At 51.4% G+C, this 25,233-nt stretch carries 21 protein-coding genes; 16 read left to right on the forward strand and 5 right to left on the reverse strand.

The window, feature by feature from the left end; all coding sequences use genetic code 11:
* The first annotated feature begins 456 nt into the window (after positions 1-456).
* The 5 genes from SNR34_RS05110 to SNR34_RS05130 all read left to right on the forward strand — a co-directional run bounded on the left by SNR34_RS05110 (position 457) and on the right by SNR34_RS05130 (position 6,071).
* Positions 457-1,557 (forward strand): Gfo/Idh/MocA family protein, encoded by a 1,101-nt coding sequence (locus tag SNR34_RS05110; RefSeq protein ID WP_486181322.1) that lies wholly within the window; start codon positions 457-459, stop codon positions 1,555-1,557.
* 11 nt (positions 1,558-1,568) lie between these two features.
* A complete protein-coding gene (locus SNR34_RS05115; protein WP_339276311.1) occupies positions 1,569-2,459 on the forward strand; it encodes a carbohydrate ABC transporter permease in 891 nt (296 codons plus the stop codon).
* A gap of 12 nt (positions 2,460-2,471) precedes the next feature.
* Positions 2,472-3,305: a carbohydrate ABC transporter permease gene (locus SNR34_RS05120; RefSeq protein ID WP_236420254.1), complete on the forward strand. Its 834-nt coding sequence runs from the start codon at positions 2,472-2,474 to the stop codon at positions 3,303-3,305.
* A gap of 68 nt (positions 3,306-3,373) precedes the next feature.
* Complete coding sequence (locus tag SNR34_RS05125) at positions 3,374-4,717, forward strand: ABC transporter substrate-binding protein (protein WP_486181323.1); 1,344 nt, start codon at positions 3,374-3,376, stop codon at positions 4,715-4,717.
* A gap of 307 nt (positions 4,718-5,024) precedes the next feature.
* Positions 5,025-6,071 (forward strand): LacI family DNA-binding transcriptional regulator, encoded by a 1,047-nt coding sequence (locus tag SNR34_RS05130; protein WP_236420252.1) that lies wholly within the window; start codon positions 5,025-5,027, stop codon positions 6,069-6,071.
* A gap of 126 nt (positions 6,072-6,197) precedes the next feature.
* On the opposite strand, the gene SNR34_RS05135 is transcribed toward SNR34_RS05130, so the two are convergent.
* Positions 6,198-7,103, reverse strand: a complete 906-nt coding sequence (locus tag SNR34_RS05135; RefSeq protein WP_343261473.1) for a helix-turn-helix transcriptional regulator — start codon at positions 7,101-7,103, stop codon at positions 6,198-6,200.
* A gap of 183 nt (positions 7,104-7,286) precedes the next feature.
* Here SNR34_RS05135 and SNR34_RS05140 point away from each other — a divergent pair, with 183 nt between their 5' ends.
* From SNR34_RS05140 to SNR34_RS05150, 3 genes are read left to right on the forward strand one after another with little or no spacing between them, the layout of a single operon-like run.
* Positions 7,287-7,934, forward strand: a complete 648-nt coding sequence (locus SNR34_RS05140; protein WP_486181324.1) for a carbohydrate-binding family 9-like protein — start codon at positions 7,287-7,289, stop codon at positions 7,932-7,934.
* 55 nt (positions 7,935-7,989) lie between these two features.
* On the forward strand, positions 7,990-8,838 hold the full coding sequence (locus SNR34_RS05145; RefSeq protein ID WP_486181325.1) for a sugar phosphate isomerase/epimerase family protein: 849 nt from the start codon (positions 7,990-7,992) through the stop codon (positions 8,836-8,838).
* 54 nt (positions 8,839-8,892) lie between these two features.
* Entirely contained in the window at positions 8,893-9,906 is a 1,014-nt protein-coding gene (locus tag SNR34_RS05150; protein WP_486181326.1) for a Gfo/Idh/MocA family protein, read from the forward strand.
* Between the two features lie 84 nt (positions 9,907-9,990).
* Here the strand turns inward: SNR34_RS05150 and SNR34_RS05155 are convergent, their stop codons facing one another.
* Positions 9,991-11,751: a bifunctional metallophosphatase/5'-nucleotidase gene (locus SNR34_RS05155; protein WP_486181327.1), complete on the reverse strand. Its 1,761-nt coding sequence runs from the start codon at positions 11,749-11,751 to the stop codon at positions 9,991-9,993.
* A 246-nt stretch (positions 11,752-11,997) separates the two neighbouring features.
* Here SNR34_RS05155 and SNR34_RS05160 point away from each other — a divergent pair, with 246 nt between their 5' ends.
* From SNR34_RS05160 to phnE (SNR34_RS05175), 4 genes are all read left to right on the forward strand, one after another.
* Positions 11,998-12,993 carry a phosphate/phosphite/phosphonate ABC transporter substrate-binding protein gene (locus SNR34_RS05160; protein ID WP_236420246.1) on the forward strand — a complete coding sequence of 332 codons (996 nt, stop codon included), beginning with the start codon at positions 11,998-12,000 and terminating at the stop codon, positions 12,991-12,993.
* Between the two features lie 172 nt (positions 12,994-13,165).
* Entirely contained in the window at positions 13,166-13,963 is a 798-nt protein-coding gene (gene phnC, locus SNR34_RS05165) for a phosphonate ABC transporter ATP-binding protein (protein ID WP_236420245.1), read from the forward strand.
* Positions 13,960-14,814, forward strand: coding sequence for a phosphonate ABC transporter, permease protein PhnE (phnE, locus tag SNR34_RS05170; protein WP_486181328.1), 855 nt, complete (start codon positions 13,960-13,962; stop codon positions 14,812-14,814). Before phnC ends, phnE (SNR34_RS05170) begins: the two co-directional genes overlap by 4 nt.
* Complete coding sequence (gene phnE, locus SNR34_RS05175; protein ID WP_339276327.1) at positions 14,811-15,617, forward strand: phosphonate ABC transporter, permease protein PhnE; 807 nt, start codon at positions 14,811-14,813, stop codon at positions 15,615-15,617. Before phnE (SNR34_RS05170) ends, phnE (SNR34_RS05175) begins: the two co-directional genes overlap by 4 nt.
* 268 nt (positions 15,618-15,885) lie before the next feature.
* Here the strand turns inward: phnE (SNR34_RS05175) and SNR34_RS05180 are convergent, their stop codons facing one another.
* The gene (locus SNR34_RS05180; RefSeq protein ID WP_339276329.1) at positions 15,886-16,740 is read right to left on the reverse strand and encodes an SDR family oxidoreductase; all 855 of its coding nucleotides are present in this window, start codon (positions 16,738-16,740) and stop codon (positions 15,886-15,888) included.
* A gap of 240 nt (positions 16,741-16,980) precedes the next feature.
* On the opposite strand from SNR34_RS05180, the gene SNR34_RS05185 reads away from it, so the two are divergent.
* Positions 16,981-17,574 carry a TetR family transcriptional regulator gene (locus SNR34_RS05185; RefSeq protein ID WP_236420241.1) on the forward strand — a complete coding sequence of 198 codons (594 nt, stop codon included), beginning with the start codon at positions 16,981-16,983 and terminating at the stop codon, positions 17,572-17,574.
* A 363-nt stretch (positions 17,575-17,937) separates the two neighbouring features.
* On the opposite strand, the gene SNR34_RS05190 is transcribed toward SNR34_RS05185, so the two are convergent.
* Both SNR34_RS05190 and SNR34_RS05195 read right to left on the reverse strand, forming a co-directional pair.
* Positions 17,938-20,679 (reverse strand): chitinase N-terminal domain-containing protein, encoded by a 2,742-nt coding sequence (locus SNR34_RS05190; RefSeq protein ID WP_486182398.1) that lies wholly within the window; start codon positions 20,677-20,679, stop codon positions 17,938-17,940.
* Between the two features lie 474 nt (positions 20,680-21,153).
* Complete coding sequence (locus SNR34_RS05195) at positions 21,154-21,630, reverse strand: RNA polymerase sigma factor (RefSeq protein ID WP_343261480.1); 477 nt, start codon at positions 21,628-21,630, stop codon at positions 21,154-21,156.
* Positions 21,631-21,883: 253 nt separating this feature from the next.
* Between SNR34_RS05195 and SNR34_RS05200 the strand changes: the two genes are divergently transcribed.
* Genes SNR34_RS05200 through SNR34_RS05210 form a run of 3 tightly spaced genes read left to right on the forward strand, consistent with a single transcriptional unit; the run spans position 21,884 to position 25,223 of the window.
* Positions 21,884-22,597 (forward strand): response regulator transcription factor, encoded by a 714-nt coding sequence (locus tag SNR34_RS05200; protein WP_343261481.1) that lies wholly within the window; start codon positions 21,884-21,886, stop codon positions 22,595-22,597.
* On the forward strand, positions 22,594-24,054 hold the full coding sequence (locus tag SNR34_RS05205; RefSeq protein ID WP_486181329.1) for a sensor histidine kinase: 1,461 nt from the start codon (positions 22,594-22,596) through the stop codon (positions 24,052-24,054). The genes SNR34_RS05200 and SNR34_RS05205 overlap by 4 nt, the downstream gene beginning before the upstream one ends.
* Positions 24,051-25,223, forward strand: coding sequence for a hypothetical protein (locus SNR34_RS05210; protein WP_486181330.1), 1,173 nt, complete (start codon positions 24,051-24,053; stop codon positions 25,221-25,223). The genes SNR34_RS05205 and SNR34_RS05210 overlap by 4 nt, the downstream gene beginning before the upstream one ends.
* Positions 25,224-25,233 lie beyond the last annotated feature (10 nt).

Genomic DNA, 25,233 nt, shown 5'->3' on the forward strand with positions numbered 1-25,233 from the left:
CGGCAAAAACATAAAATGATCGTTGCGAACGACGGGATCCACGTCTACATTGCATTATAGGGGAAGACTGGAAGAGATTCAATCCAAAATTTCTCAAACTATTCATGTATTTTCCCTGAAAATGTAAGGTTGTTTTCGGAAAAGTGATGTATATATCAAAAGAAACATTGATTTAATTTTGCCGCAAAAATATTGGATTTCCCTTAAATTATATAATACAATAAATAAAATGTAAACGCTTAACACGCTATGAATAAACAAATATATTCCTGTGTTATTAATAAAATGATTGAATTTTATTGCCGCAAAGATAATTTAAAATTTAGCCAAAAACGATTGACAATCATTCTGAACTATTTTACTATCGATACATATTCAATCCCTTGTTAGCTTTGTTGACATCATTATCGCTTTAAGGCTTTTGCCGCAAATTTATGAGTAACGGAGAGTGTGAGCATGGATAAGATAAAAATGGGTTTTATCGGCGTTGGGGATATGGGGTCGCATCATTGCATCGGTTTTGATCGGCTTGAGGAGAGCGAAGTCCGTTATGTTTGCGACATGAACGAAGCGAATGTGGAGCGAACGCTGGCCGAGCTCAAACACAGCCGTCCGGTCGTGGTGAAGGATTATCGGGAATTGCTGCAAAAAGAAGATCTGGATGCCGTCGTCATCAGTGTTCCCAACTATTTGCACCGGGAAGTTGCAGTAGCTTTCCTGGAGGCAGGCAAGCATGTATTTCTGGAAAAGCCGGTAGCCCATACGATCGAGGATTGCGATGCCATCATTCAGGCTGCCGAGACGGCAGGGCGCACGCTGCAGATCGGGCTGGTGTACCGATATTCCAATCTGTACCGCCGGATGGCGAGAGAACTGGAGGGCGGACGGCTCGGCGACGTGAAATTGATGTGGTGCAAGGAGTTTCGCGACCCTTTCCCGCCTGCGGACTGGTTCTACGACAAATCCAAATCCGGCGGTGCGATCGTCGAGAAGGACTGCCACCATTTCGATATTTTCAATTGGATGATCCAGGCAAAGCCGGTACGGGTTTTTGCCTCCGGGGGACAACACGTTATGAAGCAGGGGGAGCCTAACTTGATTCGGAATTCTTACAGCCACTACGAGCCCAAAGAGATTTCGGATACCTCGATCGTCGACCATGCCTTTATCACCATTGATTACGATAACGGCAGTAAGGCCAATCTGGGCCTGTGCATGTACTTGAAACCGCGAAATCTGATGGGTGAAGGACTTGAGATCGGCCTCATCGGAGAGAACGGCGGCCAGATGGTAGCCCGGAACGACAAAACGATTGATATCGTAGGAGGGCAGGACTGGACCAAAGACCATCTCGACATTGACGTGGCTTCCGATTCCATCATGGGCGGGCATACGGGAGGGCAGACCCAGCGCATAGATTTTTTGAAATGCGTACGGGAAGGAAAGCAGCCGTTTGCCAGTGCGCAGGTCGGACGCGACGCTCTGTTGATTGCCCTCGCGGCAGAGAAATCGATCATTGAAGAACGGTATGTATACTTAGAAGAAATTTCCGGCTGAGGGGTGTCATCATGAATGGACTGAGAAAATATGACACGCTGCTGTTTTTCCTTTTCATCCTGCCCTGGATCATTGGGTTCATCACCTTTTTCATGATTCCTTTCGGAACCTCGGTTTTTTACGCGTTTACGGACGCGAGGCTTCCCGGAGCCACTCAATACAATTTTGTTGGCTTTGACAATTTTATGCACATGATGGATGACCCCGTTTTTTTTAAAAGCTTGCTGAACACCCTCTATTTTGTCGGATTCGGCGTTCCCATCGTGACGGCGGGCATGCTTGGCCTGGCGATGCTGCTCAATTTCAATGTCAGAGGCATCGCGCTGTTCCGCACCTTCTTTTATTTGCCCACTTTAGTTCCCATCGTAGCCACGGTCATCATCTGGCGGCTCGTATTCAATTCCGAATTCGGCATTCTGAACGGCGTGCTCGGGGCGCTTGGCATGGGCAAAGTGGATTGGATCGGCGGCGAACATACGATCAAGCCCGTCATCATCATGCTGCAGGTCTGGATCTCCGGCAGCGGCGTACTCATTTTCCTGGCGGCGCTGAAAAACGTGCCCAAACATTTGTATGAAGCTGCGGCCATAGACGGCGCCAGAGGCGTTCGGCGTTTTTTTCACATTACCTTGCCGATGATCAGCCCCTCCATCCTGTTTGTTATCATCATTCAGACGATGTACAACTTTCAGATGTTCACGGAAGCGCTGCTGCTTTCCAAGGGAGGACCGAACTACGCTGCTTATACGTTTGTTTACAATATCTACAAATCAGCCTTCACCGACCTGAAGTTCAGCATGGCGATGTCGCAGTCGATTTTCCTGTTCGCGCTGATCTCGCTGGCGACGCTGATCCTGATGAAAATTTCGAACCGCTTCGTCTACTACGAGGGAGAACGTTAGGAGGAGAGCAATATGAGCAGCCGCAAAATCGTGGCAAAAGCGTCCCAATATACATTGCTGATCGCAGCTTTAATGCTGTTTGCAGGACCATTGGTGTGGATGCTGTCGACCATGCTGAAAACCAAGGCTGAGACGTACAAGGTACCTCCTACGGTCTTGCCGGAGAAATTCAGTCTTGAAGCTTTTGAACGGTTGTTCGCCGTACAGCCGATGATGTGGCACTGGATACAAAATTCGTTGTTCATCTCGTTTTTCGTTGCGGCGGGAGCTGTGGTGTCCAGTTCTCTTGTCGCTTACGGATTCTCGCGGTTTGCTACCAGATACCGGAATATTCTTTTTCCCATCGTGCTGGTCACGTTAATGATTCCCCCGTCCATCATGATGATCCCCTCATACGTCCTTTTTACCAAGCTGCATTGGATCGACACCTGGTTGCCGCTCATCGTTCCATCCTGGCTTGGCGGAGCCTATTACATTTTCCTGTTCCGGCAATTTTTCATGACCATTCCCCAAGAGCTGGACGAGGCGACTTATCTCGACGGCGGCAATCGCTGGACGGTATACGCCAGAGTGATCATGCCGCTATCCAAACCGATTATCATGACAACCATTATTTTTGCCTTCGTGAATTCCTGGCTCGATTTTCTGGGGCCGTTCCTTTATATCAAAAATGCGGAAATGTTCACGCTGAGCGTCGGACTGCAACTGCTGATCGGCCAGACCAGCCAAGATCTGCCCGCGCTTGCCGCGGGAGCATTCATCAGCATACTGCCGATTGGCCTGCTGTATCTGTTTGCGCAGCGTTATATCGTCGAGGGGGTGGTGCTGACGGGCACCAAGGGGTAAACGGGCTGTCGGCTTTCCGGTTTTTGCATCGCCATGACTTTTCGATTAGACGTAAAGGGGAGTTGTATATGAGAACAAAGGGCAAACGGCTGTTCAATGTGTGGGCACTTGTGCTGGCGGCGATGATGGTCATCAGTGGATGTGGAAGCGGGGGATCTTCCGAATCCGGGAGTTCTGCCGAAGGCGGCGGCACTCCGGGCGAACCTGTAACGATAACGTACTCCCAGTGGGGAACGGCAGAAGAGCTGCACCGGACGCAGGAACTTCTGGATCAATTCATGAAGGCGAATCCGGATGTGAAGGTCAAGCTGGAGGGCAAGGATTGGGGCAGCTATTGGGATGGGTTGACGGCGAATGCAGCCGGGGGCACGCTCCCCGACGTGTTCAAAACCAGTTACGCCTACGTGGAGAAATACGCCGAGCTGGGCATTTTCAAAGAATTGGACACGCTGCTCGCCGAGAACGGGTTTGATCTGAACAATGTGGACAAAAGCCTGCTGGGGCTTCACCAATATCAGGGCAAGCAAGTATCTTTGCCGATCGATGCCAATGTCATCGTATGGTATTACAACAAAGACATGTTTGAGGACCCTGCGACGAATCCTCAGCAAGCAGCGGTACCGTCACTTGAACCGACGTGGGATGAAATTGCTGATATAGCCACCAAAATGACGCTGGACAAAAACGGGAAAACTGCGGCCGAATCAGGGTTCGATGCCAACAACATTGTACAGTGGGGCATGTCCGTTTCGCCAGGGTCGACGATGGACTGGTTTCTGGAGCCTGAGCTGTGGTCCAACGGCGCGAAGCTGGTGAATGACGACGGTTCCCTTGCCCTGGATACACCGGAAGCGAAGGAAGTGCTGAATTATTTCATCGATCTGACCAAAAACAAAAAAATCAACACCACCCCTGCTCAGATTGAAGGGTTGGGAGGCCAGGTCAACCTGGCGATCACCACGGCAAAGGTGGCGATGAATCCGGGCGGAAGCTGGAACACCACCAACTATCAGGAGGCCGGAGTGAACTACGGCATTTCGTATTTGCCGAAATTCAAAACGAATCAGACCGTGGTTCAGCCGGCAGGCATTGCGATCAGCGCGAACACCGCGCATGAAGAAGCCGCCTATAAATTGCTCGCATGGCTTGCCGGCCCGGACGGACAGACCGAACTGGCGAAGCAAGGATACTCCATTCCGGCGAATAAAGCGGCAGCGGATGCGTATATCGCCACCGTCGGAGAAGACAATAAGATATTCCTGGATGCACAGCAGTACGGCATCGTTTCGCCGTTCACCACGAAGAAAACCGATCTGGTATGGACATATGGCGAACAGTCGCTGAAGCTCCCCCTTGCAGGGGAAGGCGACTTGGATGCGGCGCTTCAGGATCTGGCGTCCAAGATGCAATAATCAGATCGTGATGAAACTATTCGTTCAGGAGTAAATATGGGATTGGATTCAAATGTATCGATGTAGGCAAAAATACTGGAATAAGCGGCAGTCCCGGGTCCGACCCGGGCTGCCGTCTTCATTTGCGAGAAACGGTTCCGTTGCTTGTGGGGACGCGAGCCATGGTGGCATGCATGACGTCACGTTGACTTCTTTCAAACTGAAATATAAGATTAAATTTGCCGCAAATTTGTGTTAAAATGGACAAAATTGCCCCAATCGAGTTGGGGCTTGAAATAGAATGACAGATGAAGGGTTGGGACTTCACATGGCTAGATTGAAGGATATTGCAGACCGGGTGGGCGTTTCGATCTCTACCGTTTCACGCGTGATGAAGAACGACGCGAACCGTTCCGTCAGTGATGAAACCCGTAAAAAAATATGGGATGCGGCAGAGGAACTCGGATACCGTTCGCAGCGACCTGCCAAGAAAAAAAAGCTGGAGCCCAAAACGGCGTATGCGATCGGTTGCGTGGTTGCGATGCCGCAAAATAAATATAACAGTCCGTATTTTTCGGTCATTATGGAAGGCATTGAGAAACAGCTGACAGATCTGGGCATGAGACTGGAGTTCGTGTACAGCATTGAGAAGGATGGAGATACGCTGCAAATGCAGGCTTTGGTCAAGGAGCATCGGATTGACGGCATGATCGTCGTAGAACGGATCGACCCTGAAGCCTACCGCTGGATCAAGGCTAATGTTCGTTCGGTGGTCGGAGTGGATATCACCGATCCGGATATTCCGGTCGTTGGTTACGATCGGGAAGCGGCGGCCAGGGAAGCCGTCAAACACCTGATCGACCAGGGACATCGGCAGATTGCGTATATCGGGGGAGCGGAGTACAAAAATGATTTTCGCGCGGAAAAACGTTTCCTTGGTTATCGGCGCGCCATGCAGGAAGCCGGTTTGACGATTGATGATGATTGGGTCATCGATGTGAAATGGGATGTATCGCTCAGTTACGAACTGACCAAAAAGGCTTTTGCCAACAATGCGGGCAAGCCAACCGCCATTTTTGCTGCCAGCGACATGATGGCTATTGCAGCCATGCGAGCGGCTACGGAACAGGGTCTCCGGATTCCGGATGACATTGCTTTTTTTGGCGTGGACAACATCGAAATCTCCGAATTCACCTCGCCTCCGTTGTCCACGATCCACGTACCCAAGCTGGAAATGGGCATGTTCGCCGTGAAACAGCTGCTCGACTATTTGGAGCATCAATACGAAGTAGCCGTGAAAATGATCATTCCGTATCGCTGCATATTTCGGCAGTCTTCGAACGGTAAACGCGATCATTCTTCTTCGACGATTTAGGCGGTGTGCGGGATACGCCAGCTTGGCATCGTTCATTGGTTTGAAACGCATTATCCAGAAACGAGCTTTTTGCCCGGGGGCAGGAAGCTCGTTTTTTCTTATGAGGCGCCTTAAGATCGGCCTCTTTTACAGCATTCTGGACAGCTTCCGGTATTCGCGGGGAGAGATGCCCTCGTGTTTGGTGAACAGGCGGCTGAAATAGTGAATGTCCGGATAGCCGCTTCGGGCGCCGACCATTTCGATGGAGTCGTCGGTTTCCCGCAGCAGCCTGCGCGCCTCGCGCAAACGGATGGACTGGATATATTCGTTTGGGGGAATCCCGGCCACTTGTCGGAACAATTTGGCCATATGATCCACGCTCAGGTTCAATTGTTTGGCCATGCCGGTATTGGTCCACTTTTCTCCGGGACTCGTCTCGATCTGTTTCATGATCTCCAACAGCTTGTCGTCATGAACGGATGCGTGGCGGGGCGCGCTAACCCAGGATGAACGGAGCAATTGGGTCAACAATTGCAGCATCAATGCTTTGCATGCCAGCTCATAACCCGGGGGACGCATCGTGAATTCATGCACAAGTTGCTCCATAAGCTGTACTGCGTAAGGAGAGGGAGTATAAATGGGAGTCGAAGATAACGGTTTCATCCCTTCGGCGCAGGCTTCCGCCGCGAACTTGTGGGCCTGCACGTTCTCTTCGTTTACGACCATGTCGGCTTCGGTCTGGATGGTCGATTCATTGAAGAAATCAAAGTGAATGCCAATGAAGCGTGCCTCGGGGCTGGAGACGACTTCGTTCTGGTGGTGGATGCCTGAAGGCAAGACGATGAGTTGTCCCGCTGTCAGCGCATAACGTTGATCATACATATAGGTTGCTGCCTCGCCCTGGCTTACATACAGCAGCTCGAAATCGTACAGCCGCCGTTTCGCCAGCTTGCCCGGGGGCAGGCTTTGGAACTGGGCATAGTGGACGCTGGGAGACCACTCCCCGTAATTCGCGATGCGTTTCAGCGGATAACCATTTGGTTGGGGAGGCATGGAAGGTTCTCCTTTCAGGATAAATTGGTGATAAAAAAATAGGCTGGAATTCAAACGGAATCGTGCAAAAAATCTCTTGATTCCCTAAATAAAAAATAGTGCGGAACATCTATAATACAAGTATTATCACATGTTTGATGAAGAGAAACAATGTCACGGATTTATTTAAAAAGGGGATGAGGCATGGTGGGCTTCCCGGTAGTCGCATCCAGATCAGTCTATTGCTGCAGACGATTGGAGAATACCTTGTTCCAAAGCGGCCCTCCCGTTGTGAGGGACTGGGAACGGTGCGAACCGCTGGAACTGGTGGATACGGTGACCGGCAAGCCTGCGCGTCAGTCTACGGAAGTGCGCATGGGCTGGAGTCCCGAGTATTTGCATATCCGGTATGTGTGCGAGGATGATCATGTCGTTTCCGATTTCGCGGAACGTGATCAGCCGCTCTACGAGCAGGATGTGGTTGAACTGTTCATTGATGAACAGGGAGACGGCAAGCAATACATGGAACTGGAGGTCAGTCCGCGCAACGTTGTGTTTGATGCGTTCATTCGTCATGAAGGTGTGGCTTCAGGGATAAGAGCGGATATGAACTGGAGCCTGGAGGGAATTCAGACGACGGTGGAGTCGGATGATCGCGGCAATTTGGTGTATTCGATCCATATTCCTGCCTGCAATTTCGAGTCACCTTTAATGGAAGGGACGTGTTGGAGAGTTAACATGTACCGCATTGACGAGGATATACGGGGAACGAGGGAGTATCAGGCCTGGCAGCCTACCGGCGCCGTCAATTTTCATTTGCCTGATCGATTCGGCTTTGTTCGATTCGTATGACGATCCAATCGTAAGGCCGCCGTTATTTGCATCAATTACAGGAGGGGATTGGGGTATGAAAAAAGGAATAAACATTTGGTCGTTTCCGGGAAATGCATCTATTGCGGATTGCATTCAGACGGCCAGCCGGGCAGGATTCGATGGAATTGAGCTTTCGCTGAATGGAGAAGGCGAGCTGAGCTTGTCCGCGTCGGATCGCGAAGTCCGGGATATTCAGGGACGACTTGAGGAAGCCGGACTAGAAATTGCCGGACTGGCCACGGGACTGTATTGGGATTATCCGATGACCAGCGCCCGGCCCGAAATTCGTGCGAAAGCGCTTGACGTATGCAAAAAACAGCTTGAGCTTGCCTCGGCTTTGGGCGTGGATACCATTCTCGTCATTCCCGGTGCCGTCGGCGTCGATTTTATTCCGGATAGCGAAGTGACCGATTACGAAGTTGCCTACGAACGGGCTCAGGAAGCGATAGCTCATTTGCTGCCTTATGCGGAGAGTGCCGGGGTGTCGATCGGCATCGAGAATGTATGGAACAAATTTCTGGTGTCACCGCTTGAGCTGAAGAGCTTCATCGATGGATTCGATTCCCCTTATGTCGGCTCCTATTTCGATGTGGGTAATGTGGTGCAGGGCGGATACCCGGAGCATTGGGTTCGCATTTTGGGTCACCGGATCAAAAAGGTGCATTTCAAGGATTACCGCCGTCAGGCAGGGGGATTGCACGGCTTTGTGGATCTTCTGGCGGGTGACGTGAATTATCCGGCGGTGATGGAAGCGTTGCGCGCGATCGGTTACGATAACTACGTGACTGCGGAGATGATTCCGGCGTATACGAATCATTCCAATCAGATTGTATTTAACACATCCCAAGCGATGGATGCCATTCTGGGCCGCTCTCAGATATAAATACGGGTAACTACGTGTTATCGAACTTACATTTTCGATCGGGAGGCAGAATTTATGTTGAAAGTGGGATTGGTCGGTTTTGGTTTTATGGGACGGATGCATTTCGACAATTATGTACGCCTGGCTTCGGAAGGGGAGCCGGTGGAGTTGGTCGCCATCTGCGACTTGAGAATCGAGGAACTGAAAAGCGGAAAAGCATCCGGTAACATGGCCACGGAGCAGGAAGTATACGACCTGTCAGCCTATCGCCTGTATGATGACATCGCGACCATGCTGGAGCAGGAGGAACTGGATATCGTTGATTTGACGTTGCCAACACCCTTGCATGCTGAGATTGCGCGTTCAATTCTGAACAAAGGCATTCATGTGCTCTGCGAGAAACCGGTGGCGCGCCATTCGGCAGATGGCTGGAAAATGGCGGAGACGGCCCGCAAGACGGGGCGAACGTTGATGATCGGGCAATGCCTGCGTTTTTGGCCGGCATATGCTTACCTGAAATCTGTGGTTGAAGACGGCCGTTATGGCGCGGTAACCGGAGGTTATTTTTTCAGAGGTTCAGATGCGCCGCAGGACTGGTTTTTGGATGGGGAAAAAAGCGGCGGCTGCATTCTGGATATGCACATTCATGACACGGATATCGTGCACTGGCTGTTCGGCAAGCCGGATCGGGTATCCACGCTGGCCCGGAACGTCATTCCGGGAAGCGGTTACGATGCCGTCTCCACGCATTATGCATACTCGGACGGCAAAGTCCTCAATGCTCAGGCGGACTGGACGTTGGGAGGCGATTACGGTTTCTCGATGACATATCGCGTGAATTTTGAACAAGGCAATCTGGTATTCGAGAACGGCGAGCTAAAGGTCAACCCGAATAACGCACCAGGGTTCATTCCCGAGCTTTCACCAGAATCGGGGTATTACCATCAGCTCCAGTATTTTATCCGTTCCGTGGCGGAAGGCACATCTGTTGCAACATGTACACCGGAGAGCGCCGTCGGTTCGCTCGAAATCGTCGAAGCGGAGATACGTTCAGCCGATGAAAGGGGAGCGTGGATCAAGGTAGGTTAAGGTAGGTTAACTTCCGTACATCTACGTTTATAAGGTGAAAATAAGAGCAGAGCCCGAATTCGGGTTCTGCTCTTTCATTATGAATCATGATCCGTTTGTGCTCCCGCCAACCACCTTCCAATTGTCGGGCTGTTGCACCGTTAACGGCCGATGTCTGCGAACATATTCTTCGACCAAAGCGGCCATGTCCGTCGCGCCTTCGTGCAGCACCTTTTTCCCGGGGTACATCGCGTAATCGCCGCCGCCGGCAGCGCGGTAGCTGTTCATAACAACAGAGAATGTATCTTCCGGGCCGAGAGGAGTTCCGTTGCGTTCCAGTTTGACTACGCGGCTGCCCATCGGTTTGGAAATATCCAGTTCATATTCGATCCCTGCCCACATGTCGTAGTTGTAATGCTGCGGCTTGGGATCGATATAGGCCGGATTAACGACGACCTGACCACCCGCTTCCAGCACAAAGTAACGCGCGGTTTGCTCCAACGCTTCGCGGATGTCCTGCCCGCTGAGCTCAAGCACCGTCAAGGTATTCGGGTAGATGAAATTGGACAAAACATCCCTGACCGTGATGCGTGCACCGAAGCCGCGCGCTTCCTCGCTCAGCAGCGCCGTATTCGACACCTGTGCGCCAGTAGCATCCATTTGAACCCGATGTACGAAATCGATGAACGGATGGGCGGCCAGTCTCACGGTCGTGGCATCTTTGATGGTCAGATCGCCATGTACTTCGCCGATCGGCTGGTCCAGCCAAGCCTGAGTCAGGTTTTCAAGCTGTTCCGTCAAACGCAGGACGGTGGCATCTGCCTCCAGGCCGCTTTCGCTGGAATGAAGCAGGCGAGCTGCTTTATCCGTGATCTGCCAGCGCCCCTCGGCCTGTTGCTCCAGCTGCACCGATACTTGGCCGACGGCATGGCCGTTGAATCCTGGTTGGATGATGGTGACGCCGTGCACTTGGCCCGTCAGCTCGCGATGCTGATGTCCGGTTAACAATACATCGATGCCTTCGATATCGCGGCAGATGGCGTATGCCTGATTTTCCCCGGTAAGCCGCTCGGCAGGCTCTCCTGTTTCAAGATCGCATTCGAAGCCTCCATGGTAACTGACCACGAGCACGTCCGGTTGTTCCGTTTGGCGAATATGGTTCGCCCAGACACGGATCGTTTCCAAAGCGTCAACGAAGTGCAAACCTTCGATGTTTTTCGGATGCTCCCAGTTGGGAATGTAGTGGGTGGTGGCGCCAAGAATGGCGACCTTTACGCCTGTCGATAACGTTTTGATCCAATAAGGCGGGCCGAATGCCGGAATGGCTGCCCCTGCAGGAGCAGATGGCGGTATTAACGAATCAGAGTCACCATAAGCATGGATGACGATGCGTTCATCGTCGTACGTAAGGTAATCCGGTTGATCCGTCTCATGCCCCTCCCAAGGAAGTCCAGCATTGTCGTCCGGCTGCGGGCTCCTTGCAAAAGCGATATTGGCGGACAGCCAAGGGAAGCGGGAATCTTCCACCGCTTTGCGCAGCATGCCTTGTCCATAATTGAACTCATGGTTACCCATGACCGCAGCATCGTAGCCGAGCTCATTCAATACATGGATGAAAGGATGCGTCGAATCGGCTTCGTTGAATGCGGCGGCATAGGAAGCAAGCGGAGAGCCCTGCAGCAGATCGCCGTTATCGATCAGCAGCATTTCGGGCGAACGCTCCCGTTCCCGGCGGATCAAGGTGGCGAGATGGGCGAGACCGGCTTGGCGCGGGGCATTTGTATTGTACTGAATGGGGCGAATGGCCCCGTGAAGGTCGCTGGTAAACATGATGTCGACACGGGCCGTGCGGTTGGATGATGTCATTTTACAATCTCCTCTAGGGTATAAAATGGGCAGGTTCGATCACGGCGTGATTCCGTTTCTGTTGCGTTTCGAGATGGAGCCGGTTCGGTGACGAGCCATAATGAGGCTATTCTAACAGATTCGAAACGGGCTGACAGCCTGACAAGAAACTTTACAAAACTCCAAATTTCGTTTCACATCACCCTAATCATTGACAACTATAGTAGACAAGTATTGAAAAATAGAAACTCTTTGGAGGGTGTTCGCTTGAAGAAGTCTGCATTATTTTTACCATTGTTGCTTGTCATTCTGCTATTAAGTGCTTGTGGGTCAAACGCGGGTACAACTACAGATTCCGCTAACGGAACAAATTCGAGCTCGAATGCGGCCTCCGGAACGTCCTCAAACGAGGCAGACACAGACAAAACTGCCGAAGGTTACGTTCCTACTGAACTGACGGTGCAATTCGTACCATCCCAAAACGCGGATACGCTGGAAGCAAAAGCTAAACCGCTGGAGAAGCTGCTTGGCGACAAACTGGGCATCCCGGTTAAAGTCAGCGTATCGACAGACTACAACACGATCATCGAAGCCATGGCTTCCAAAAAAGTCGATGTCGGTTTCCTGCCTCCGACAGCTTACGTGCTTGCTAAAGAAAAAGGCGCTGCACAAGTTATCCTGCAGGCGCAGCGTTTTGGCGTGAATGATGAAACAGGTGCTCCGACAGAGGATTTGGCCGATTCCTATAAATCCATGTTTATCGTGAAGAAAGATTCGCCGATCCAATCCATTGAAGATCTGAAAGGCAAAAAAATCGCTTACCAGAACGTAACTTCTTCCGCAGGTTATGTATGGCCGGCAGGTCTGCTGCTGGATAAAGGCATCGATCCATTGAAAGATGTAACGCCTGTAACGGTAAAAGGGCATGACCAAGGCGTTATCGCCGTATTGAACGGCGACGTTGATGCCGCGGCGATTTTCCAAGATGCCCGCAACACGGTTTCCAAAGACTACCCGACCGTATTCGAAGATACGCGTGTACTGGCGTTCACAGAGCCTATTCCTAACGACACCATCGCGGTACGTACGGATATGAACGCTGACTGGTCCGCGAAGCTGAAACAAGCTTTCATCGACATCGGTAAAGATCCGGAAGGTCATGAGATCATCAAAGAAATTTATACGCATGAAGGTTATGTAGAGTCCGACGACAGCAAGTTCGAAATCGTTCGTCAATACGGTGAAAAAGTAAAAACCGAGTAGTTTTCGATAACGTAGACGATTGAAAATCATCCGATTGTCATTCGCTTCCATCCCATGAAACAGATGTATTCGCAGTGCGGACAGGCCAGTTCAGCGTGACATACGCTGCGCTGGCTTGTCCCGTTACTGCTGCCCTCCGATAGATCCCATTATAGAAAGAAGGATTAGCGTAATGATCGAGCTTCATAACGTCACCAAAATGTACGCGAATGGTACGAAAGGCCTCAACAATATCAATCTTACCTTTGAACAAGGCGAGTTCATCGCGGTCGTGGGATTGTCCGGTGCGGGAAAATCGACGCTGCTGCGTTCCATTAATCGTCTCCATGATATAAGCGAAGGAGAGATTCTGATTAATGGCAGTTCGATCACCAAAGCGCAGGGCAAGCGATTGCGCATGATCCGGCGCGATATCGGCATGATCTTTCAGAGCTTCAATCTCGTGAAACGATCGAGCGTGCTTCGTAACGTTCTGGCAGGACGCGTTGGCTATCATTCCACGCTGCGCACCATCCTGGGACGTTTCCCAAAAGAGGATACGGAGCTTGCATTCCAGGCTTTGGAACGGGTGAACATCGCGGAGAAGGCTTATTCCCGTGCGGACCAGCTGTCCGGCGGACAGCAGCAGCGGGTGGCGATTGCACGCGTTCTTGCACAGGAGGCCAAAATCATTTTGGCCGACGAACCGGTTGCCTCGCTCGATCCGCTCACAACCAAACAAGTGATGGATGATTTGAAACGCATTAATCAGGATCTCGGCATCACGACCATCGTCAATCTTCACTTTATCGACTTGGCGAGGGAGTATGCCACGCGCATCGTTGGCTTGCGTGCAGGCGAAGTCGTGTTTGACGGTCCGGTGGAAGAGGCCACGGATGAGCGTTTCGCCGAAATCTACGGCAGACCGATTCTCGCCGACGAGTTGTTGGAGAAACAGCCTGTATCCGAGCAGGGAGAAGTGCTGGTATGAAGGGGCAGGCCAACGCTTCACTTCACCAACCACGGACAGGAGCGGGAAAGGAGCCGGGTTTGGGACCTAATCAGGTTGTCAACCGCCCCAAACCGACGGGGCGCACCAAACATCTGCTCACCGTAATCATCATTTTGCTGTTATTGTGGGCCAGTGCCAAACAAACCGATGCCAGCTTTAGTGAACTCATCGAAGGGTTCCCTAATATGTGGGATCTGCTGAAGGAAATGTTTCCGCCACGCTGGACCTACTTCGACAACATTGTGCAGGGCATGCTGGAAACGATTCGCATGGCTTTAATCGGTACCACCATCGGTGCCATCATTGCGATTCCGGTATCGATCATTTGTGCGGGGAACCTGATGCCGAGCCGCTGGATTTATTATCCGGCCCGTTTCGTGCTGAACCTGATTCGTACCGTGCCTGACCTGCTCTTGGCCGCGCTGTTCGTCGCGGTGTTCGGTCTGGGACCGATCCCCGGTATTTTGGCCCTTGCCGTGTTCTCGGTCGGACTGATCTCGAAGCTGACTTACGAAACACTGGAAACGATCGATAAAGGACCGCTGGAAGCGATGACCGCCGTCGGCATGAACCGGATCCAGCTCATCGTGTATGGGGTCGTGCCACAGCTGGCTGCCCAGTTTACTTCCTATGTCCTGTATGCCTTTGAGATCAATGTGCGCGCGGCGGCTATCCTTGGACTGGTAGGCGCAGGGGGCATCGGACTTTATTATGAGGCAACGCTTGGATTCCTGGAGTATGACAAAACGAGCGTGATCATTCTGTTTACCCTTGCGATCGTCCTCATCATCGATTATGTAAGTACTAAGCTGCGGGAGAAGTTGTTATGATGAAAAATGAAACAAGCGCCATCCGGCGCAAACCACGAAAGAACCCGCTTCGCTGGGTCATCGTGCTGCTGTTGATCCTGGTATATGCCTGGGCATTGGCAGGCGTGCCGTTTACCGGCCTCAAGGATACGGCCGGCCAGATCATGAAGGCGATCGTAGCCGGGATTTTCTCGCCGGACTGGAATTTTGTCTATTTGCCGGAAGGCGAAGATTTGCTGCGAGGATTGCTCGACACGCTGGCGATCTCGATTCTGGGAACGGTCATTTCGGCCGTGCTGTGCATTCCGTTTGCTTTTTGGTCCGCCCGAAACATGAGCCGGTTTCGCGCAATATCGGGGGCAGGCAAGATGGTCCTGAGCTTCATTCGCACTTTTCCCGAAATCATCATGGCTTTGCTGTTCATCAAGGCCGTGGGACCGGGTTCTTTCGCGGGGGTCCTTGCACTCGGGCTGCATTCCATCGGGATGCTGGGCAAGCTGTTTGCCGACGAAGTGGAAAATATCGATTACGGTCCTTCCGAAGCGTTGCTCGCTTCCGGGGCCACGCGCATGCAGCAGCTGTGGTTTGCCGTGCTGCCGCAGGTGCTGCCTGGATTCCTCAACTATACGTTGTACCGGTTCGAGATCAACGTACGTTCCGCAACCATTCTGGGCGTCATTGGGGCAGGGGGGATCGGCACGCCGCTGATCTTTGCGCTCAGCACGCGGAACTGGCCGCGCGTCGGCATCATTTTGCTGGGCATCATCGTGATGATCACGATCATTGACCTGATTTCCGGTTACATTCGCAAGAAGCTGGTGTAAATCAGGGTCGAGAAATAAGCGTTTAATGGAAGTGCTCGATAGTTCAGTGCTATGCTTGATTCCGTGCAAAGTACATGAAGGAATCAGGAGTGCAGTTACGTCGGTCAATAAACATGGCCGTGGCAACTGCACTCCTTTTTATATAAGTATCAACAACTCACACCTTGTCATTAAGTTGAGGGCTGTGCTCGAATGATTGTTCATTGTTCCTGCTATAGCATCCAGGTTCTCATCACTTTTTTTCCAAACAGTCAGTGTTAAGGTGTTATTACGAAATCGAGTCTTTCAAAAAATCCGTAAAACTCACCGGCGATCTTCCAATCAGGTTTTCCAAAGTGGGATCGGTTTGCGAGAAATCTCCCTGTCGACTTGCCTGAAACATCCCCGTAAGCATGCCGACCATCACTTCCGGCAGTCCTCGGGATACCAAGTGGTTCCGATATTCATCATCCGACACGACCATTCGCCGAATCGGTCGATCCAAGACCTTGGAAGCAATCGCTGCGATTCGATCCATGTCAATCGCTTCGGAAGCCGTAAGGTGGGGAGTTATTCCTTCATATCTCTGCTCTGTCAGGATTACCGCTGTGGCTTCAGCCAGGTCGGAATGGGTGGTCCAGGCAACAGGACCATCTTCCGGAGCAATCAATTCCCCTGTTTTCAAGGCATCACCCATCCACATGATTGCTGATGCGGCATAAAAGCCGTTTCGCAGCGACGTAAAAGCCAGTCCTGAAGATTTTAGCATCTCTTCTGTAGCAGCATGAACGTCCATGGGAGAAAAATGCGACGTTGCAGATGAAAACATTTGGCTAGTATACAACAGTCGACTAACGCCAGCTTTCTTTGCCGAGTCGATTGCGGTATGATGCTGACGAACAGCAGCTTCCCCCAAGGAGTGGGACGAGATCATAAGAACTTGAGACGCTCCCTCAAAGGCGTGAAGAAGACTCTCGGAATCATCGAAATTTCCTTGCCGAACACGAACTCCGCGTTCTTTTAGATCTTGTACCGTGTTCACATCACGGACACTTACACCAATATCCCCGGCTGGAACACGCTTGAGAAGTTCTTCTACGACATTCCGACCTAATTTTCCATTCGCTCCAGTAACAACAATCATTTATGCACTCATCCTTTCGTTCGCAATTCAGATAGAGATTTTCTTGTTATACGATTTGGTTTGTGCAATCATAATCGTATAAGTGCATGTTTCAAAAAAGTGACTTTTTGAACAACCTCTTAAGTAAAAGATAAAAGGAATAAGCCCGTGCAAACAACCTGCAAAAAGCTGTTTGTGTTGTGTTCCCAACATTTTTGTCCTTTTGTCTGTTATTTGAGTTCAAGAGAAAGAGGGGATAAGATGTCGGTAAATCCCGAGGATCCGCGTGTTAAAAGAACCCGTCAATTGTTCGTGCAGGCTTTTAACGATTTGGTTGAGAAAAAGAGAAACGTCTATTCCATTTCTGTGCACGATATCACGAAACAAGCAACCGTAAATCGAACAACGTTTTATGCGCATTTTCAGGATAAATATGATTTTCTTGAATATTGGATGACGGAAAAGTTCCAGAAGACTATAAGGGATAGATTGCCGGAAGGAACAAGTTGCAATGCGGGCAATTTGCGAATCCTTATTCAAACCATACTCGATTTTCTTTTGCGGTTTCATCAATGTAGTACGCCGGGAGACAAGCAGTTTGAAGCGATGTTTGAAAATATCATGCATCAGGATCTTCATCGACTCCTGCTTAAACGGATAAATGAAGTGGACACACAGAGCTTTTCGCAAGAAAAATTGGAAGCTATGGCACTCGTTATCAGTTGGGGCATATTCGGATCGGCTTTGCAGTGGAGCCGGAACCCTCAAGACCGCTCAGTGGAAACGACGTTTGAAGAAGTTATAGAGGTTATATCGGTCCAGTTGGCCCCTTTTTGGGAGCAAACAGCCAGCTAAAGACACGACGTCTTATTCGGGCGATATCAAGCTGATTCCGGCGCTAACGAATCTCAGACACCTTATTTGTGGATTTCAGGGTCGTGGTACATGGGTTGGGCTGAAATAGCGCTCCTCAGGTTCGTTACCATTTCAAGAAGGCCTGATAATCCCGAATAAGGTGTGTCGGGTTCGTTACAGGTACGAGAAAAAAACCGAAACGGGAACTGGCCAATAAGGCCGTGTCCGATTTCGGTTTTTGCGTTGAAGCGTTTCATGCGGAGGCGAGGCGTAACACGTGGTGAAGCGTCAAATACGTGGGCTTCTCATACGTGGGCTTCTCATGCGAGGGGCATGCGCCAATGCTCTCTTTACCAGAGGCAATTAGCTAGCCAAAGGCAACGCTTTTGTGACTTGAACCGTAATCGTTTCGGTGCTTGTCACACCGGCTGAATTCACCAGCTCAGCACGGTACGTGTACGTTCCGTTGGCACGACCGGACAGTTCGGTTACCGCGCTTTGCGCAGAAGGCGTTGCTGCATTCAGCGCTTGCGTGTCGATCAACACATCGTTTTCATAGAGACGGTATTCCGTGGCATTGGTTCCCCACCACAGATTCATGGTGACTTTGTAGCTGCCGTCTCCATCCCAATTGTCTTGGGAAAGCACGGCTTTGCCTGGAGCGGCATTGGCTACGGTCACGGTCAGCGTTTGGCTGCGAGTCGTGCCTTTGTCGTTCGTCAATTCAGCAACATACGTGTAAGTACCGTTCGATTTGCCTTGAATTTTCGTTTCGGCAGATTGAGCCATCGGTGCATTGTAAGTCAGCTTTTGCGTGTCGATCAGCACGCCGTCTTCATACAGCTTGTAGCTGGTTGCATTCTCGCCCCACCACAGGTTCATGCTCACCGTATACGTGCCTTCAAGCAGTCCGTTGGCATGACCGTTGTTGTGGGAAAGCACCGGTGTACCCGGTGCCCCCGCTGCTGGAGTCGTTGGTTCCTGTTCTTCTTGCTCAGCCGGAACAAAATCGTTCAGGCTTCTTGGTTTCAACTGGAACACATCTTTGAAAATAGCGGATACGCCAGTGATGGAAATTTTGTCGCCTTCCGCATAAGGGAAGGAGGACTGGCTTACGCCGGTGCGCGTATCCACGCGGATGTGCGTGCTTGTGCCGTCTGCAGCTACCGCGTCAAACTCAAAGGAGCCTGCAGGTGCGGCGCTGACGATATTTTGAATCGTCACGTCTTTCAGTTCGATCAGCTGCCCTTGATTGTCTGCCGTTACCGTTTGAGCCTCTACTGGAGCGGGAATGGAAGCCGTTCCCGTTTTCTCGATGGCAACGATATCGGTCAATTCAAACTCGGTATTATACAGCGCCGATGCCGCAGTAATTTTCACGACATCGCCTGCATGATAACCGCTGGCACTTTGAAAGACGTACAATCCGCCGGTTTCATCCTGCATGTAAAAGGCTTGTCCGCCGAATGCGCCCGGCTCGGTCGTGATTACGCCTTCCACGGTCACCGTGGAGCCGATGGCTTTGGCACGTGCTTCGGCGATGCTGATTGGTGCCGGGATCGGTCCTTCTTCTCCCGGAAGCGGTTCGGCCGGAACGTTGGCGATCGTAACGGCATTCGTGATCAGGTTGCTTCCGTTCAGGCGCAGGCGCAGGTTGGCTGCACCGGAAGTGCCCGGTTTGATGCGCACGTTCAAATCCTTGATGGCACGGCCTTTGCTGTCGGACGTCACGCTGAAGGCCGAGCTGTATCCATAGGAGGTCGGCCAAGTGCCGCTCTCGTTCTGAACCATGGCTACTTGCGTACCGCCCGCCAGGTAGATCCCTGCGCTGAAGCCGGATACGGTCGTATTGGCAGGCATGTTTTCAACGACGACGCGAATTTGGAAGTCTTCTGCGTTAGGCAGCGTATCCTGCTTCACGAAGCTGTATGTGGCGTTTGCGCTGGAGGCAGGTCCGCCGTACGAGCCTGGTTTGAAGGTGGAACGGTCATACCATTTGTATCCTGCAGCAGGTGCGGCCCAAGGTTCTGCCTGAGGCTCCGTGGACAGGGCAGGCGTTTCGAACGGCAGCAGTGCCGTAGGGTTGTCCAATTGCAGGCCGGGAACCTGCGTCAGACTGGTGTAGCTTTCCTGCGTAGCGAGCCAGTTTACCATGTTGACGAGCAGCGCGGCATCGTCCACTTCTTTGAAGCCGTCATACGTAGTTTTGCGTGCGCCTGTTTCTTCGCGCAAATATTTCGGAGAAGCATCCTCAACCGGGGAAGAGTCACCGATGAAGCCGGCTTTGCCTGCACCAAGTTTGGATACCGCCACGTAAGGACCTTCTTCAACGCCGCCGCCGTTGTAAACGCCTTGGTCAACCGCATTTGGCCAAGCTGCGTTTGTTTTCGGCAGGTATACGATCCCTTTGGCTTGCGTCGGATCGGTGATCGCAAGCGTGGACCCAGCGTGCATCGCTACTGCAGATACGCCTTCCGTAATGCCGAATGCCTGATCGGCAGGAACGATGTTCGTCGCGTTAAGGTCGCCGAGCGCGTTGTAACGGAAACGGACGCCGAAGTTCTCGGACAGCCAGTCCGTGCTGGTCACGTCTTTCATGGCTTCCGAATTGCTTTCCTCGGCGCTCATGCCTTTGGTTGGATTGCCGAATGCGCCGCGGCGGTAACCGTTAATGGCTTCGGAACCGTCCCAGCGGTTTTTGTTGCGGTCGGCATTGTAATGGTCGCCGATGAAGAAAATGCTGCCGCCGTTTTCGACGTATTGCTTCATGGCTGCCTGTTCCGATGTTTTATATGGAATGTTAGGCTCTGCGACGACGAACACGTTATAATCCTTCAGATCGTCATACGTGACGGGCGTCGTTTTGCGCAGTTCTTTGACATCATAGCCTTCGTTTGCAAGGCCATTGGCAAAATCGGAGAAACCGCCGTCAATAACCCAGTCCGCAGCGCCCGCCGTTTGAGCATGGGTATTGTCGAACAATACCTTTTTACCTGCATTTTCATTGACAACCTTGGCCTGAATGAAAGGAGCCGGGTCGGTCGGACCCTCTGCATGTACCGATGCATTGGCATCCCATAATCCGAATTGAAGCGGCAAAGCCATGGATACGGCCAGAAACGCTTTTACCCCTTTTCCTCTCCAATTTTTCCAGTTAGCCAACCAAAATCCCTCCCAAAAATTAGTGGATTCCACAATCCGTTCATAGTTTAACATCCAAAATCTCACATCGTCATAACAATATGTAAAAACATGGTCATAAATTGTTAAAACAGGTCTTATGAACCACTGAAGGGCCGTCTATGGCGACATGTACACCATTGAAAATAGGGGGGATTATCGCAGAAAACAAAGGAAATTGGAATGAATGAGAGAAATACACGGAATGGGGCGTTTCTTTGGAATTGCATTCCTGTGGTCCAATGGGGGACGTTATCCGTCTGGATTATACGAAAATGAGGATATATGGGCTGCAAGGGATAGGCGCTTTTTCCTGGTTTCCCGCAGCCTGAGTGGAAGACTCGACGCGAAAAATGCTTTTCCGCGATGCAAGATGACGATTTTTGTAAAAATGGACCGCTAGGAGATGATCTTGGCGCGGATCCGGTTGACGGCGTGAAAGACCGAAGATTTGATCATGCCCTCACTCCGGTTTACCAACTGTGCTGTCTCTTTAACCGAGAAACCGTGAATCAGGCGTAATTTCAATATTTCGCGATGCTCCGTGTTAGTGACAAAAGAGACCAGTTCATCGACGCCATCGTCGATTTCAAGCCCGTATGTATCACAATGATAGGTAGGCATATCCAGCTTGCTGTCGCGTCTGTGCGTCCGGGTACGCTTGCGGAAGGTATCCATGGCGAGATTGCGGGCAATTCTTTTTAGATAATAGAGGATTCGATCCTCGGGAACGTCGGCCTTGCTTTGCAGCAGCCGGATGAAACATTCCTGGGCGGCATCCTCCGCATCTTGCGGATGTTTCAAGATGTTGTATAGATAATGAACGATTTCGGATTTATATTGAAGATAGACGTGGCTGATGTCGATTGGATTCATGGGGCGCTCTCCTCTGGTGTATGTTCTTGGCCGTGCCTTGCAGTTGAAATCCATTATATCGGCACCATGTTTCCAAAAAGAACGAGGTTGTATCGTAGTTGTAACATTTGCGCGATGGGGCTGGTCAAGTTTGGGAACTGGCGACAGAATAAAAGAAGAAGCTGGGTGAAAAGGAACGTTTCACCGCAGCATGGTTAGGGTTGAGGCCCGAATCGGGGCAGACGATAAATAGACAGGGAGATTCCGAAAGCATATGAGACCTAAACGGATTTTGATCATTGAAGACGAGGAGGGCATTCGCGACATTTTATCGTATTCGCTGCGCAAGGAAGGTTTCGAGATTCATGAAGCGGCGACCGGCAGAGGCGGACTTTCACAACTGGAACAGCACCAGCCGGACCTGGTATTGCTGGACCTGATGCTGCCGGACATGAGCGGATTCGATATATGCAGGCATTTGTCCGTGACGACCCGGACGCCGGTCATCATGATTACGGCCAAGTCGGACATGCTGGACAAGGTGCTCGGCATGGAGCTTGGGGCAGACGATTATATCACGAAGCCGTTCGACATTCGCGAGGTTGTGGCGCGCATTCGTGCCATTTTCCGCCGCATCGGGCTCATCGGCGAGACGCTGGAACAGCCTGTCCGCGAGGCGACGCGCCTTGGCAGGCATATCGAAATTTACCGGGACGAGCGCGAAGTGTGGAAGGACGGCGAACGCGTGCTGCTGACCAACAAGGAGTACGACCTGCTGATGTTTCTTGTGGAACATAACCGCAAGGTGTTTACCCGTTCCGAGCTGCTGGACAAAGTGTGGGGATTCGAATTTGCCGGGGATACCCGCACGGTGGATATCCATGTGCAGCGCATCCGCAAAAAGCTGGATCAAGGCCACGCGGCTGCTTCAATCATCGAAACGGTATTCGGGGTAGGCTACAAGCTTGATACCCAGGTGCAGGCATGAAATGGACGATCCAGTTCAAAATGGCAGCTTTGTTTGCCGTGATCATATTCATCGGATTTGCGGCCCTGCTGCTCGTGTTCAACAAAGTGAGCGAGGACAACATGTACCGCGAGATCGACGAGGATATGGTACAGTTTAAAAAAAATCTGGACATCGCGGTCAATCAATACTTTTTGCTGAAAAATAAACGCATGAACGAAAACGCCATCGAATCCAACGTGGACGACATGGAAAAGCAAATCGGCTTGTCCATCGGGGGTGAGATCGACATCTACCGGGCAGACGGTTCATCGTTCAAATATCCGGCAGGCGATGTTCAGCCGAGCCTCATCTACCGGGCGGATGTGGAGGCGGCGATGAAATCCAACATTGCCTACGGCACCCGGATTAATAAAGGGCATGTCACGGCCAGTTTGTCCGCGCCCTTGATTAGCGAAGACAAGGTGGTCGGCATCATTCGTTTCCAGAAGGATTATTCGAGCCTCTATCGGCGCCATCTACGCTTCCAGGATACGATCAGCGCTTTTGCGATCATAATCTTTGTTTTTGTGTTTTTGGGATCGATTCTGATCTCTCGAAGGATGACGCAGCCGATTCGGGTGCTCACGCAGCATTCGAAGGCGGTGGCGCAAGGCAGCCTCAATCCGGACATCGAGGTGCAGACCCGGGACGAGATCGGCGAGCTGGCCGTCAGCTTCTCCACGATGATTCGGCGGATTCGGCAGCAGATCGATGTTATCGAACGCGAACGCGACGAGGTGAAACAGGTTCAGGAGCGCAGCAAGGTTTTTTTCGATAATGTAACGCATGAATTGAAGACACCACTCACGACGATTCTGGGATACGCCCAGATTTTGCGGGATAACGGATTTACCGACAAGGCTTTTTTCGAAAAGGGATTGAATTACATCATCAACGAAAGCCGTCGCTTGAACACGATGGTTGTCGACATTTTGGAAACTTCCGTAGCCGCCGCCCCGGGGCAGACGTTCCGGTTCGAGCGGATCAACGTATCGGCCGTTCTGAAGGAAGCCTGCGACGATATGTCGTTCAAGGCGGCCAAGTACAACATGACGGTCAAGTCGGAGCTGGAAGATCCGCTGTATATGCAGGGGGACGGTGACAAATTAAAGGAAGCGTTTCTTAATGTGCTCGATAATTCCATCAAATACGGATACGTAAATTCGATAATTACAGTGAATGCGTTCCGGATCGGCGGCGAAATCGCCATTTTGATCCGCGATCAAGGGGAAGGGGTTCGAGAAGAAGCGCTGGAGCGCATCTTCGAGCCGTTTTATCGTGAGAATGACGTCAACCGGGAAGAAAAGGGCAGTGCGGGTCTCGGCTTGTCCATCGTCAAAAATACGATTGAGCACCATGGAGGGCAGGTCAAGATGACCAGCGTGTTGGGCAGGGGGAGCGAAATGAGAATATTATTGCCGGAGCAGCGCCCATGAACAAAGGGTGGAATTGGTTAAAAGACAAGCGAGACATCGTCCTATTAGCCGGGATGCTGGTTGCGTTCGTAGGCGGGTTGTACGGCATCGGCAGCTTGTTCGGTATCGTGTCGGCCAAACCGAGATTGGTCGTCCTGCCCGAGAGCCGCGTAGGCGGGGCGCTTGCGCTTGCGCCGGAGCCGGATTCGTCCTTTCGGCTGGAGTCGGCGAGCAAACAGCAGAACGATTTCCCGATGTTCGATTTCCGGGTTGCCGAGCAGAATGCCATTTTTTTGAATCGGTTTCGCGCTTCCTATTCGGGCGTCAAGTTGTCGATGTTATACATGGATGACAATCATGTGAAAGATATCGCGACAAACACCGATTTTGGCATGGCCCTTAGCCCGGACGGCACCAAGGTTGTGTACAGCCGCTACGATGAGAGAAACAAGCCTCAACTATACGCATACGACTGGAAAAAGGGAACGCACCGGAAGCTGAAGGATGACCATGCCTACTGGCGCGAATTCATCGGAGACGATGTGTACGTCGCCTATGATGATGATCAATATAAAAAGGTCGACCTTACCACAGGCGATCAGGATTCGATCATTACCCATGATGAATTGTCCTCGCGTGTGTCAAGGCTCGCCGGAAATACGGCTTCGAAAGACGTTTTGACCATGCCGGAAAGCGTTGCGGTCAGCAAAGACCGACGTTTTTTCTATGTTACGGTCCAGTATGGAGAGAACAAAGAGGGTATTTACCGGATGTCGCTGAAAGACGGCAAGCAGGACGAGCTCCTGGCCAAGACCGAGTACATTCAGGAGTTCAGTGTATTGAATAATGGCAGCATCGTTATGTTGGGCGAGGTGAACGGCACGCACGGGTTATATTTGTACAAGCCGGAGAACAAGGAGTTCAAGCTGCTTCACAAAGGGGACATTTACGGATTCGGCATGGATGAAGACAGGTCGAGGATCGCCTATTTGGACGTGCTGGACAATCAGGAAGGGCAGAATGAGCTGCATGTGGCTTATTTGAAAAACGGGGCATTATCCTCGGATACGGTGATCTACCGCAACATTCAGGATTTCTACAAACTGCTCTGGTCCGGGGACAGTCTGTTTGTCGGAGGCAGCTCCATGGACATGAGCGAAATCTATCGTTTTACGTTCCGGGTATGGTAGGGGCAAATGT

The organism is Paenibacillus sp. XP01 (assembly GCF_057364885.1).